General features: G+C 38.2%; 9 protein-coding genes. 1 reads left to right on the forward strand and 8 read right to left on the reverse strand.

The annotated features are described in order from the left end of the window. Positions 1 to 20: 20 nt before the first annotated feature. From BVC89_RS22490 to BVC89_RS22520, 7 genes are all read right to left on the reverse strand, one after another. The gene (locus BVC89_RS22490; protein WP_086933358.1) at positions 21 to 953 is read right to left on the reverse strand and encodes a sugar kinase; all 933 of its coding nucleotides are present in this window, start codon (positions 951 to 953) and stop codon (positions 21 to 23) included. A 54-nt stretch (positions 954 to 1,007) separates the two neighbouring features. After that, positions 1,008 to 1,760 carry an SDR family NAD(P)-dependent oxidoreductase gene (locus BVC89_RS22495; RefSeq protein WP_086933359.1) on the reverse strand — a complete coding sequence of 251 codons (753 nt, stop codon included), beginning with the start codon at positions 1,758 to 1,760 and terminating at the stop codon, positions 1,008 to 1,010. A 41-nt stretch (positions 1,761 to 1,801) separates the two neighbouring features. Further along, the gene (locus BVC89_RS22500; RefSeq protein WP_086933360.1) at positions 1,802 to 3,100 is read right to left on the reverse strand and encodes an MFS transporter; all 1,299 of its coding nucleotides are present in this window, start codon (positions 3,098 to 3,100) and stop codon (positions 1,802 to 1,804) included. Positions 3,101 to 3,113: 13 nt separating this feature from the next. After that, the gene (locus BVC89_RS22505; protein ID WP_086933361.1) at positions 3,114 to 3,467 is read right to left on the reverse strand and encodes a cupin domain-containing protein; all 354 of its coding nucleotides are present in this window, start codon (positions 3,465 to 3,467) and stop codon (positions 3,114 to 3,116) included. Positions 3,468 to 3,471: 4 nt separating this feature from the next. Continuing rightward, a complete protein-coding gene (locus BVC89_RS22510) occupies positions 3,472 to 5,661 on the reverse strand; it encodes an alginate lyase family protein (protein WP_086933362.1) in 2,190 nt (729 codons plus the stop codon). Next, entirely contained in the window at positions 5,658 to 7,904 is a 2,247-nt protein-coding gene (locus tag BVC89_RS22515) for a polysaccharide lyase 6 family protein (RefSeq protein WP_245929199.1), read from the reverse strand. The genes BVC89_RS22510 and BVC89_RS22515 overlap by 4 nt, the downstream gene beginning before the upstream one ends. Positions 7,905 to 8,118: 214 nt before the next feature. After that, positions 8,119 to 11,241: a TonB-dependent receptor gene (locus tag BVC89_RS22520; RefSeq protein ID WP_086933364.1), complete on the reverse strand. Its 3,123-nt coding sequence runs from the start codon at positions 11,239 to 11,241 to the stop codon at positions 8,119 to 8,121. A 704-nt stretch (positions 11,242 to 11,945) separates the two neighbouring features. Here BVC89_RS22520 and BVC89_RS22525 point away from each other — a divergent pair. After that, on the forward strand, positions 11,946 to 12,734 hold the full coding sequence (locus tag BVC89_RS22525; protein ID WP_086933365.1) for a FadR/GntR family transcriptional regulator: 789 nt from the start codon (positions 11,946 to 11,948) through the stop codon (positions 12,732 to 12,734). Positions 12,735 to 12,816: 82 nt separating this feature from the next. Here the strand turns inward: BVC89_RS22525 and BVC89_RS22530 are convergent, their stop codons facing one another. Then, complete coding sequence (locus BVC89_RS22530) at positions 12,817 to 14,061, reverse strand: polysaccharide lyase family 7 protein (protein WP_086933366.1); 1,245 nt, start codon at positions 14,059 to 14,061, stop codon at positions 12,817 to 12,819. Positions 14,062 to 14,747 lie beyond the last annotated feature (686 nt).

Here is a 14,747-nt window from a genome sequence, read left to right on the forward strand (position 1 = left end):
TCCAGACCAACTTACCACAGCTAAACGTCGGGCATAAGCTCCTTGGGAATTATTGCTCCGCGATGCTGAATAACTAAGGCCGCCAGAGCGTTCCCTGAACTGGCACAATGATAATAGTCTGCACCATTAATTTTTGCGGCAAGATAAGCCGCATTAAATGAATCACCCGCAGAAGTACTATCGATAACTTTTACCGGAGTGGTAGCAACGGTAATATCCTCGGCACCATTACTAACCACACAACCTTCGGCGCCCATTTTTAAAACGATCTCTTTAACACCGCAAGATATCAAACGAGATTTAATATCCTCATAGTTGCTGTCGTTAAACAGCATTTTTTCATCCTCAACAGTAGGCAAAGCAATATCCGTAAGCTGATACATGCGCTCGTAAGCTTTTTTTGCGAGATTTATATCAGGCCACAAACGAGGCCTGTAGTTACCATCGAAAATAACGCTTCCACCATCACTACGATACCGCTTAATAACATTAAAAAGTCGTGCACGAGATGAATCGTCATATAACGCTAAGCTTATACCTGACAAATAAAAAATTTGATAATTCGACAAAGTATTTTGTAAGTCTTGTGCTTTCGTATCACTATCCAGTAAGCGGCGTACTGGAGAATTGTCTCGCCAGTATAAAAATGACCTTTCTCCAGTATCGTCCGTTTCTATCATATACAAGCCGGGAGAACTATTTGCATAACGAGCCACAGAGGCACAGCCCACGCCTTCACTTCGCCAGCAATTGATCATCCATTCGCTCATAGAATCGTCGCCTAGCGCAGTTATATACTCTACCTCTATCCCTAACCTGGCGAGATACACAGCTGTATTAAGTGTATCTCCGCCATATGAAAGTAGCATTGGTTTCGACATTTGCTCAATAACACTCGAACTTTGACTTAATTCGAGCATGCATTCGCCTAATATCGCAACCTTATCTTTCATTAAAGCTAACCCTTAAAAAATGTAATTATTTAATAGAAATATACCTCTACTTTATTAAGAAAAGTAAAGGCCGCCATTCACATCCATATTAATGCCCGTTAAAAAGGAGGATTCTTCAGATGCTAAATATGAAACAACATCTGCAACTTCAGCTGCACCGCCTTCACGTCGCAATGGTGTTGCGGCAGCAACTTTTTCACGTACTTCATCTTTAGTAAATGTATCGTGGAAGGTTGTGCTAATAACACCTGGACACAAAGCGTTAACACGAATATTACGAGGACCAAGCTCTTTCGCCATTGAACGGGTAAAAGTCATTAGCGCACCTTTTGCAGTTGCATATGCAGATGCACCTGGACCACCACCATCGCGTCCAGCCTGTGATGCAAAGTTAATAATAGAACCACCATCAGTCATATGTGGCGTAATAGCTTTGGTTAATAGGAAAGCTGTATTAAGGTTGAGCTTAATTAAGAAATTGAAAAATTCTTCATCCATTTCATCAATAGTCTTGCGAGCCACCAAACCGCCAGCTACATTGACTAATACATCAATTCTTGCACCAAAAGCGGCTTGCCCTTCTTTCACAAGGCGTTCAACATCACTTGCTTTGGTCATGTCTCCTTGCACCAAAATAGCTTGCGCACCTGCATCTTTAACCTCTTTTAAGGTTTGCTCTGCCACCTCTGAATTATCAAAATAATTGATAATCAGCTTAGCACCTTCAGACGCAAGCTTTAAAGAAACCGCTTTACCAATATCACGAACACCACCAGTAATAACTGTGACTTTTCCATCTAATTTCATACCATTTCTGCCTTTTAAAAAATGATTTACGTTCAAATAACTTACTGCTCTACCGCTTTAGCTTCTATATCCCTTGGAGTAACAGGACTAATATTGCCTGCAAAAATCCAAATAGATAACATCGCCAAAGGCACAAGAGCAGCACCTAGTAAGAAAAACGGAACATAAGATTCTGCTGTTATGACTGGCACTAATTTAGTTGTTGCCAATACACTTAACACAGCAGCAGTACCACTAACACCAGCCAAAGAAGCAACAGACTTTCCTGCATAAAAATCGCTAGGAAGTGTTTGAATATTGCCAATTGCCGTTTGGAAACCAAATAGAATGACTGCCATTAATAAAACTGCCACCAACGGGGTTGAAGCAAAAGCTGTAAAAATAAGCGCAGGAAACATGATCACGCCACCAAGAGTGATGACAACTTTTCTCGCTTTATTGATACCCCAACCATTCTTTATACCGTAACCGGAAAGCCATCCACCAAATAGTGCGCCTAACAAAGCACCTACATAGGGAACCCACCCATAAATACCGATTTCTTTTACGTTAAAGCCAAACTTTTCTGTAAGATAAATAGGAAGCCAACCGATGAACAACCACCATACGGGGTCGAGAAAAAACCGGCTTAAAATTACCGACCAGCTCTTTTTATACGTTAGCATCTCAAACCAGCCTGGCGCGAAGCCGTCATCGTCTATCACTTCGTCTGCTTGCTTCTTTTGGCCACTTAAAATGTACTCACGTTCTTCATCGGTTAACCAAGGGTGAGAAGCGGGAGCTCCTTTATACAAAATAACCCAAGGAATAATCCAAACTAAACCAAAGGCAGCAATAACAACAAAAGTCGCCTTCCAACCGAAAATACCAAATAAAAATGCTGTTAATGGAATAGAAACAATCGCACCGACGGCCGCACCAGAATTAAATACACCCTGTGCAAAAGCACGCTCACTTGCAGGAAACCATTCAGCGTTTGCCTTCGTCGCACCGGGCCAGTTACCCGCTTCACCAAAGCCCATAGTAAAACGGAACAAAGCAAATGCAGTTAAAGTTTTGGCAACAGCATGCAGTGCAATGGAAACAGACCAAATAACAATAGAGAGAACAAAGCCTAGACGAGTACCAATTGCATCAAAAATCTTACCAAAAGCCGACTGTCCAATGGCATAAGCTAAAGTAAAAGAAAAGATAATAGTGGCATAGTCATCTTTATCCATACCTAAATCTTTCGATATTTCAGGCCACATAACTCCAAGGGCATTACGGTCAATATAATTGATAACTGTAGCTAGTGCGACCAGAGATAAAATAAACCAGCGTAAATTTTTAACCTTCATGACAACGAATACCTTAAAGAGAATTATCTTTTATAAAATCTGCTCGCACAGGACTAAAGACATCTATTAGCACCCCAGCCTTTCTACAAATAGCACCATGTTTAGCATTAGGGGGAATATAAAATCCGTCACCACCGACCATCAGTTTTTTTTCACCATCAATATTTACTTCAAATTCACCACTTTCAATATAAGTTACTTGCGAATGGAAATGGTCATGAACATAACCTTCGCTTCCCTCTTCGAAAGTCACTCGCGCCATTAATATTTGGTCATTGTAACCAAGAAGCTGTCTTGTTATACCTGGCGCAACAACTTCGATCTTCTCTTTCTTTTTAAAAAGAAAGTTTTCACTTTGCGTCAACATATTTCTAATCCTCAAACAAATGATAAGAGCCACGCCATACTCGACGCTTCCCTTCTACTTGTATGCTGTGTTTACTTTTTTGATTGCCGTTATATGAAAGGCCTAACCCCAAAACTTGGCCTTTTTTTGTTGTGATCTGAATGTATTCAGAATCATTATTATTAAAATACTGTAAGCGCTCTATTTGGCTATTTGCATTCTTTGTATATTCCAATGTTGGATTATATTCACCATGTGTTTCCAGTAGAGATATGAAACTAAAATTTGATTTATCTTTAACTCGTTTAACAATGACATTTTCTCTACGTAAGTTAAAATTGGGATCATTCGCTCCCAACTCTAAAAAATACATACTAGAATTCTTATTTGCCAACATTGTATAAGTATAGAAACGATTATCCTGCAACCAGGTAACCTGAGGCAAATCTACTTTGGGCGTTGCTTTCGCTTTTACCCAAAGGTGCTGGTAACCATTTTTATCGCCAAAGGCTTTCAATTCAGTAGTAGCTGCCGCAGTCGAAAAATTGGTATTCACTATGTGACCACGATAATGTAGAGGCAAGTCATACTGATGCTGGGCTTTACTTGATACATTAAAAACATCCAATAATATTGGATCAGAATTGCCTTTAATTTTAATTAAGGCCAAAGTGCGAATAAGATCGACACCCGGATAAGTTCCTTTTGCTTTAGCGGCACTGATTTGGATGCTCTTATCTACAGCAAAGAATAACGATTGCGGGTGATGCTGGCTCGCTTTAGACAACTTACCATTGAAGTGGCTTTGCTCATCAACCACGAGGGTATTATGTGCAATTGTTTGTTTTGCCCATGTTTTGTTTTCAGGCAAGTAGTGGCCACCATACTTTGTTTCTACATTTAGAAAACGTGCTGCGCCATAATCGGTGATAATTTCTTTACCATTATTGTAAAATAGCCAGCTTAGTTTATCGAAGTGGCCGTGCCCCATTCCCTGAGACGTATTTTTCATTACGACAGCCATATGGCCAGCTTCTTTACCTGTACGAAATATTGAGAGAGCACCTTCATCGCCATCTGAGCCGTCGCTTAATTGCATAGATAGGAAAGGAAAGTCAATATCTTTACCGTCATTTAACCCTTTTGCTACTAATACACCATCACCAGAAAAATTAATGGTTTGTTGCGATTTGGCAATCGATAAGAGCGCCGGATCTTTGGTTAAGCCGTAGGCAACAGCAACACCTAATACTAATTCACGAGTTTTTAAGCCTTTATCTTTTAAAGCATCATTAATGGGAAAGAATAAGCCTGCGTAACTCAATTGTATTGTTGTATATATAGCCTTAAGAAGTATGCTATCACGATACTGAAATATTTTGCGTTCCGGCTCATTGTAGTCAATCGCTTTTGCAAACAACACAAAAGGCATTAATGCATAACGTTGATAATAAGGCCCTTCAGTGTAGTAGCCATCAGGAGAAAATAGCTTATCAAGCTGTTTAATGAATCCTGCATTACCACTTTTATCTAAGCCTAATAAAGCTTTCTCGACTAAGGATTTATCACCAATGACGTAGCCGGTCATGCCAACGGCGGCAACAGCCCAGGTCCCATGATTATGAATCTTATTGAAAGTAAAGTGTGACTCTTCGGAGAGAAAATTTGCCATGGGCCTTAACACGCCCATTTCTATCTTTTCACGTTCCTTTATAGTAAGAGCTTCATAAACAGCATCATAGCCTTGGATACTATTCACTAACCATACTGATTCATTTAAGCTTTGCCAAAATAACCTGCCTGGCGCCTGCTCTTTCTTTTTAGGATGCTCACTTAGAGTTGGATATATTTCTGCGTAAGCCATTAATAAACGCTTTACGTAGTCGAGATACTTTTTGTCTTGTGTTATTTGATAAAGCATTCCTGCATCGCGAATAGCTTTATAATTTTTCTTGTGTTGTTCGTGTGTATAGCCACCGCCAGCATCTTTTGGTACAGGCACATCAATAGCTTCACTCATTACAGTTTCAACAAAGCTTCGTACTTCAGTGTATGACGCTTTAAAATATGGTAACTCACTGCTAGCTAGGCGCATCTGAGAAATATCATTAGTGTTCAATACCAGTAGCGGATGTTTTCGTCCATCCTGAGCATTAACACTTGAGGTCAGCAGTGAAATAGAAAACAAGACAATGCTAAAGACTAGAGTTTTCATCTTGTGACACCTGCCTGAGTATTATCGTATATCAACGCTGTATTTTCTTTGCGACTGTATAGTTCTTGGACGAACACATCAGGCGTATTAGTAAATGTATTGTTAAAAATTTTTGTGACTGGTTCGCCAACAGTATGGAAGACATTAATAGGCGCACTGTTTTCGATCCTATTGTTATTGATAGTACTTACCTGAACACCATGGAGGAATATAGAAGCAGCAGATTTATTTCTCTTACCCTTTCCAACGTTTTCTAAAATAGACTCTTTAATAAAAAAATGAGGGCCAAAAGTACTTTCATCTGTTCCGCCACGATAGTAGTCCACTAGAGATTTATCGATATTCTTGAATTTAGATTTAACAATGGAGACATATTCAGCGTTATAGATACCATAATCATCAACTTCTTTATCGAGTTTTAAAATTGCGCCTGTAATATCAGTAAACTCAGAATTGATAATATCAATACGATCCGCCATAGTGCTTTTGGCAACATCAATAAAATTGAAGGAATGGTTAACATTTAGCTTTCTAAAATTACTATTCTCTATGAGAATAGTATAATTTGATAACATAGAGTAACGATGTGTCCGAATGACAGAGTTACCAATATCATCTGGGGTTCTACTACCGGAAACATCAACACCATTTAATTTAAGATTACCTCCCTCCTTTATCTCGAACAGAGTTTTTCGTGTGTATTCAATATTAGTGGAGCGAGTTTTTTCCGCTTTGATTGTAATTGTTTTATCAACTTTTAGTGTTTTTGAGACCACATAGTTTCCTGGTGCCAACACTAGGGTATCACCAGAACTTGCCTGTTGAAATGCATTTGTCAGAGTATCCAGACCAGGCTTAACAGTCGTTTCGTCTCTTGAATCAAATGCTGCAATACTACCTTCTTTGCTATACCAAGAGACACCTGTATCATTTTTTCTAATGGGTTTTAGATTTCTTTTTACGCCAATATTAGAAAATCTCTTCTGTGATGGATATAGCAGATTGTTAGTAGAATCTTTGTCTAACTTGACCGACTTAAAATTAAAGCCTTTTTTAAGTTCTGCCTTATTAACTTTATGCACTAAATTATCTTCAAATTTTACACCGCTTATATCGTCATAAACCGTAAAAATATCTTGCTTACTATCATTATAAATAAGATTATTCTTAAACCGACTATTTATCGGAACGGCAGATCGCTCTTTATCACTTCCAGCAGCAAGTTGGATATGGTGGCTGTTAATAATACTGTTATTCTCTATAATCGCGCCATCCACTTGATGATAACGATTAATCGGTGAATTAGGCACACCATTCATAACCACTAATGCACCACCAAAACGATAACCTGTAAGTGCATTTAAATAATTGTTACGTACGATTTGACCTTTGTTAATAACACGAATACCTCCTGTGTGATCGACGCCATTGCCCAAAAAGATGTTGTCTTCAATGATATTATCGTTTCCATGCCTTAAAGTTAAAGTGCCACGGGATTCAAAAAAGACATTATTTTTTATTAAATTATTACCAGATTTAATAGATATAATTTCTAATTCACCATCGCAACGATCAAAATAGTTACTTTCTATGCGTGTGAAGGAGTTACTCAAAGAATAGTGGCTTGTACCAACACGTATTGTCTCTCCACCATTAGCGCCAAGAATAGATCTGGGGCCAAAGTAATTATGATCGATCTTATGATAATTTTGTTGGCTATTTTTGCTATCGAGTTTGACAGCAAGCAGCACACCTTTATTGTGTTTACCACTGAAATGATTATGGTCAACACGATTGTGCTTACCATACATTAATACCCAAAAATCCGTTTCAAACCGTTCAGGATTGCTAAAATTGTCAATAACTACTTCTGTAAGGCGTGAATTGAATGCTATATAATCTGATGGATTGCCGCCTTGCTCCTTACTTTTACGAAATGAAATTACTGTACTCGTCGGCGTATAGCCATTTTTAAATACTAGTCCAGAGACTTCTAAATACTCACCGGCAAGGCGCAGATTCGACATACCGGATATTATAACTTTACCTTTTTCTTGAGCTCTCAGTTTAATAGGTTTTTGTTTGGTTCCCTTGCCTTCAAAAACCATTTCAAAATCTTTCCAGATACCATTGGCCATAACGATGGTGTCACCGGCAACTAAAGATTGAACAGCCTCATTAAACTCAGCTTTATTAACAACGAGAATTTCTTTTGCATAACTAGACGAAACGCAAAAAAACAAACATAAAATGGCTAAAATTTTTGACGCAACAGGCAATCTGTTAAAAATATTACACACTATTTTTTGCATTTTCATATTTCGTTTTTAATTAATGGTATAAAGCGTATTGAATATAATATAGAAAGCTAAGTGACTCTTTAAAAAACTTTAGGCAATGTAAAAAAGCACTAATAAAATGTCAATATAGCTTTCTACTATCATAAAAATACAGGCTCTAAAACTTAACCGTAACACCTAATTCGTATTTTGGTCCAGTACTCGACCATAATGTCAGTGAGTTAGAGTTCTGTGTCCGATGTCCTACTTGAGGCTCATCGTTAATATTTTGTACAGTAGCTCGCACTCTCACTTTCTTATTAACTTTCCAGCTCGCTGCAAGGTCAACAATATGAAAAGAAGATATCCAACGGTTTGATCTATCATCTCCAAAATTTGGCTGATAATAACGGCTACGATATTTATTAATTACCTGTAAGTTCACAGGCCCTATATCCCAAAATAGCGTGAGAGATCCGACGTGGTCTGATTGTCCGAAAAAAGAAGCTTCATCAAGCGTTAATAAACCAGCATCTGTCAAACCCGGTACATCATAGCGGTTACCTGTGGTATCGAGCACTTGTGTCACAATACCATTGTTATTCGGGATGAATACTGCTTCTGGGTTTTCGGGTGTCCCTGAAGCCTGGCGTACGGTATTGCCAAACTTGGGATCTTGCGTAACAAAATTAGTTTGAGAATAGTTATAGGTAAAACGGGTGCCTATGCCGGAAAAAACACCGGGCAATTGGGTAAAGACCGTTTGTGCGTTTAGCTCTATTCCCCATAAATTTGCTTCTCGGCCAGATTCTTCACGACGCAGTTGGCTTAAGCTTGCATCACCTACACCTTGAATATTAAAATCCGATCGGCTTGTTACATTCTGTAGCTCACTTTCAAAATCTTTAGAATAAAGTGCGACACTGACCGTCGATTCATCATTAAAGTACCATTCAAAAGAAAGGTCATAATTCCACGTTAGAATCGGTTTTAAGAATGGATTGCCTACAGATAAGGTATTCACATTAGCGATTGCTTCTTCTGCAGTCGGAAAAGATTGATCGTCTTCATCAAAGTTAATACCTGCTGAGAAGAAATCAATGCTGTGGCGACTCAAAGAGCGATAAATTGCTGAACGCAGCTGAATCTCATCGGTCAACGCGAAAATAGCACTGGCACTTGGTAAAAATTCGGTTTCAGTATTAGTTACAGTAAACTCACTAAAATTTTCAGTACCTTCTGTAATGACTCGAAATGGGTTATCAGCATCATCTGGATCTTGCTCAAGTAAAAGGTTGCCCAAACGGCCAAATGATTCAATTTTATTGCGTACCGCACGAACACCTATATTACCGTATACGGGTATACCAATATCCGTTTCGAAGTTAGCTTTCACATAAGCAGCGGTAACAATTTCATGAACATCAATGTCATTAAACTGGAAGGGAACTTGGCTTCTCGGCGGTATACCACTTACTCCTCCTTGACCTGTGCGAATAGCACAAGCGGTATCAAAGTCGACAAAAGTTGTACCAATATTAGTGCCATTAGCACTGCCGAAGAAGTCATCATTTCTAAAAGAACGAGAGCAGCTATTAAATATTTGTGTCCGAATTTCTGCTGTGGATAACTCCTCACCTGTTGCATCGAAATAGGCATCATTTAAACGTGTTTGCAAATCATCATCTTGATCCGTCACGCGGTGAAAATCAGAATAACGAACACCCGCTTCAACCGATGTAATAATGGAATCATCAAAGGCGTAGTCGAGGTCAAAACGAATTGCACCTATGTCACTTTTGCGCTCCAGTAGTCGACTACGTAAACGCGAGTCAGAATCGCGATCAAAACTTAAGGAGTTGTTGGCATCAAAGGTATCCCCTTGAGCAAAAACACCATTGTCAGACTCACTTGTCCAATCCAGAAGGTTAATAGATGGAACTAAACCATTATCACGGTATTGAAAATTAATTTCTTCTGATGTACGAAAACGCGCGTACTGCTGATCTTGTGTTCGAACGGTATCTGAGTAGGAAATATCTAAATCTAAGGTAAGCTTATCATTGGGCGTAAAAGTAATCGCTAAACCGCCACCTTGATAATCCTCATCACGTTCAAAGTTGTTACCATCAAGCCTTAGACGTGATGAACCATCGAGAGAGTTAATGGTACCGTCTTGATTAATATTGACATTTCTATGTCCTCTGCGGAAATCGTCCACTTGAAGTTCAAGACGTTCCTCATTATATACCTTGTTCGAGATTTGTAGGTCGAGATTAAATTCCCATTGGTCATTGGGTTGCCATTGCACTGCTCCCATAAATGCCCAGCGTTGCTCTTCTTCATCTAACGTGCGAAAGCCGATAGAGTTAGGAACAATGTAAAGATCATCGAGTTGATAACCATCCAAGCTGCCATTTTCCGTAATAAAAGCCTGTTGTTCTCGAAATAAATCATCATAGTAATCAGAGGCCTGACCGAAACTGGAGCAACGGCTAGTATTAGCATCCGTTCGATCATTAAAACGGCAAACATTGAAATTCGAACTGGTAATATAACTCTCTTCTGGATTACCAGAGTCAAAAAACGCAAGACCACCACTTACACCTAAACGACCTTCGCCAATATCAAATTGGTCAATATAGGTAAACGCACCACGCGAGCCCAAACCATCATTGCCATCGATTCTGTCAGCATGAGAATTGTACTTACCACGTATATCGGCAACAAAAGCTCTCTTGCCATATTCTAATGGTTTCACCGTTTTAAGTTCGACCGTACCAGAGGTTCCTCCCTCTACCATGTCCGCTTCTTGGCTTTTATGAATAACAATTTTATCCATAAGCTCTGCTGGGAATTGCTGGAAGTTTACGTTGCGGCCTTCTGCCCCGGTGGTGATAGCGCGACCATTAAATGTTGAGAACCCAAGCACAGGTCCCAAGCCACGTAGAGAAACTTGTGAACCACTTCCTTTAAGGCGGTGAGTGGTGGCTCCAGGAATAGCTTCCAAGGCTTCTGCAACCGACAAACTTGGAATTTCGCCAATATCTCCAGAAGCTAAAACATCGGTAATATTGGAAGCTTCTCGCTTAAGAGCGAGTGCATCTTGTAAGGCTTTTCTGGCAGGACTAATGACTAATACTTCTTCTTCAAACTCCACGTCTTCTTGATCTTGAGCGATCACTTGAGTGGATAATATTGATGCGATAACACTGGCTAACACAGCAGGTATAAACTTTTTAGCTACCCCATTATGCCTGCAATCTTTATCTTTATTATTGGTGCATGGCCATCTCAACATAATGTAACCTCAATTGGTCTATTTATTATTTTTTGTGGCAATTTAAACATTCTCCTATAATCTGTCAACCAATCAACATTACCAATAACATAAAAATTGGTATACCAATTTAACATGAGCAGCTTGTCCAGATAGTGTCCCCAATTGAAAAAAAGTTATTATGTGTTTAAATACAGCCGGGTTTAAGGGATAAAGCCATAATAAAAGCGATTAAATGAGTAAACTCATTAACATCGCTAGCTAGATAAATGCTATTCCATTTATAATTAATAGTTACTAAAAAGAAGGCAATTATGAAAAATTAAACCTATCAAACTAAAATCTGCATGACCAATTAACACTTAATAATTCAGTCTGGCTGGCCAATTATTTTACTATTTCAAATACTTTTTGAATCTATTAAAGAGTATTTTAACAATAAAAATAATTAAATACTGATGCACTGCGTACCACAGTTTTAATCACTTAATGTGTATGACCAATATTTTCAACTAGGTTAATTACCGGAAACAGTGCTCAACTTTGACATATTTTTTGAAATGGGATGTTAGATAACATTGGGTTACCATATAAAATATTATTTTTGACCACTTAATATATATAACCTCGTTGCCTGACCAATTGTTTTGTAATATGCTGGCCTTGACAAGCCAATTTGAATGACTGGATAGCAACTTAACTGTGTATTTATCAGAGGACGTAAGATGAACCGAGAACGAACCCAAGGGTCTCAGCGTTTATACCGTCAAATAGCCAACAAGATGTTGGAGACTTTAGATTCTGGAGAATATCCTCCTGGGTCCCGTTTACCATCGGAACGAGAGTTGGCGGAACGCTATGGCGTTAGCCGTCCGACGGTACGCGAAGCAATTATTGCGCTTGAAATTAATGGACGAGTAGAAGTCAAAACAGGATCAGGAGTTTATGTTCTCTCCCGAATATCTGCTCAAGATTTCGAGCGTAATATCAGCGCATTTGAACTTACAGAAACACGTGTGCTTGTTGAGGGAGAAGCAGCTGCCTTAGCTGCCTCAATGATAACTGAGGAGCAATTACAAGCACTTGACGATGCACTAGAGGAAATGAAAGTTGAAAACTCCGAAGGGAATCTCACTTCGGATGTCGCAGACAGAAAGTTTCATAGCATTATATCCGGAGCCACACAAAATCGTGCTCTAATCAGTACTATTGCTCACTTATGGGATATGCAAAAAAGCCTGCCCGATATTCATATGGCTCACAACTCTGTCTGTAAAACTGATGCGCGACAACGTTTAGCCGAGCATAAAGAAATTTACGATGCGCTTTTAAAACGTGACCCTCAAATGGCTAGAGTGGCGATGCGTAATCATTTTTCACGCCTAATGGAAGCCCTTCATGAAGCAACAGATGCTCGCGCCGTTGAAGAAATTCAACGTAAGGTAAATGAAAGAAGAAAACGATTTTCATTGAACCGCTTGAATGAAAATCTGGTAGATGATGTTAGCACTTAAAGTTTAAATACTAGCTTTTTCTAATTGGTAGGTAAGATCTTTCTTCCATAGATCTTACCTACTGTTCATAGTTCAGTAACTCTTATTCGTGCCTTGTCCATAGATCGAATATTTCTACTTCACCATAAGAATCACAAGATTCTCCCACTACATCTTTCCTTCCAGCACAGGCTGATTGTGTATACATTCCAGCTTTAAAATAAGCACCTTTATAGGATTGATTTAAAGTATGCACAAGCTTTCCATTGTAATAAGCTTTTGTTTTATTCTTTTCCACAACGAATGAGACATCAAAAGTTGTGCCTAACTCATAGTTATTGGTCATAACAGGGCCATCTTTACCGTTTAAATCAACAAATAATTTTTTCCCCTCTAAACGGAAGACGATAACATCATCATCGCCATCGTGTATTTGCCCTACTACAACATGAGGCTTAACTTCGGGTAGATGAGTAATCCTCTGACGAATAAACATTGTGTGCTTACCGGAATCGGAATTCCATGAAATATCACGTGAACCATCAGCTATACGCTCTCTAAGTTCGCTACGTGGATAGCCCGAGCCACTGGTAGTTGCTCCTCCAGTATGGGCGCGAAAGATGATTCCGGAACAGTCGCTGTTCATTGTGAAATACGGTGGCAATATGTAGTTATAGAATGCAGGTGGTTTCACTTCTCCTGCTTTTCGAGTTGGTCCTTCGCGTCCATTTTTATCAAATGGAATAGTAATCTTCCAGTTGGTTAAATCCATAACATCAGCAGGATAATTACATGCTGTATTAGGGTTTGGCGTGGGTGTGGGTATCGGTAATGATGTTGGTGTCGGTGTCGGTGTCGGTGTCGGTAGACTGCTATCTCGTGTAGTGTTAATTTTTACTTGCGTTAAACTGTTCCATAAACTCCCACCATCATTACCGTAGCCTACAATACGAACATAACGAGCACTGGTATCCGCCAACTCAATATTTTGTAAGCCAAGAACTCGCTGCGGTTGCTTACCACTCCACAGAGTCGTCCAATTTTGATTATTTGAAGATACTTGAATATCGAGTGTAGTGCGACGCTGATTACCTTTATAAAAAGCAATATCGACATTGTCGATTATTTTATTTTGCCCTAAATCATATTTAATCCACTCACCATCACCACGCGCAGACCAACGAGTACTTAAATTATTATCCAATGTATTTTCTGGAATATTTCCATCGTGTGAACTTGCACTAACTACTTGTGCTGAAACAAGATGAGAAGACAAAGACGTCATTAATACTATTATTGACGATAAACATATATTTTTCGTTCGCAAATATCTCACTGTTTTTTTCATAATTTAACTCACAAGTTAATTGTAATTAGAAATAAAAAGAAAAGACCATATAAAATCAAACGTTACTACTGTCACAGCCAACAACATAGAAAGTCTTATTGAAAGGCAAATTATATAAATCAGCTAAATACTATCTAATTTAAATTAAAAAAAACAAGAAAAAAATTAAATTTATTAACTTTTTGTGAACTTAAAATATTAAAAATTCTCTGGCTTTACCAATAAATTGATAGTCAATTCGCTATTATTAACAATTAATATTTTTATAAATTAAAAAATAATTTTCTATTTTTCAAAAATTAATAAAAAATAATTTATATTATTTATTTACTATTAAACATAATTTTTATAAGTAACCTTAAGACTATATCTATTACCGTATTATCGATATGAGAAATTATTTTAAAGATTTTGAGAACTAAGATTTAGCTTATTCACAAACCCTCTTTTCGATGAGAAAGTTATAATGAATATATTTATATTGGAATTACCAATATAACAAAACAGAAAGCAATTTTATATTATCCAAACACATATTGGTATTACCAATAAATTAAAAATCAATTAATTAATATACAATAATAGGTAGTAAATGTTCTATTTTTGAGTTAATATGCGTCATAATAAACAAATATTTATTGCCATCTGCTAAATTTCTTCAAGCTGGCGCAAACCGGTAATACCAA

It is taken from the genome of Agarilytica rhodophyticola (assembly GCF_002157225.2).
Taxonomy (GTDB): Bacteria; Pseudomonadota; Gammaproteobacteria; order Pseudomonadales; family Cellvibrionaceae; genus Agarilytica; species Agarilytica rhodophyticola.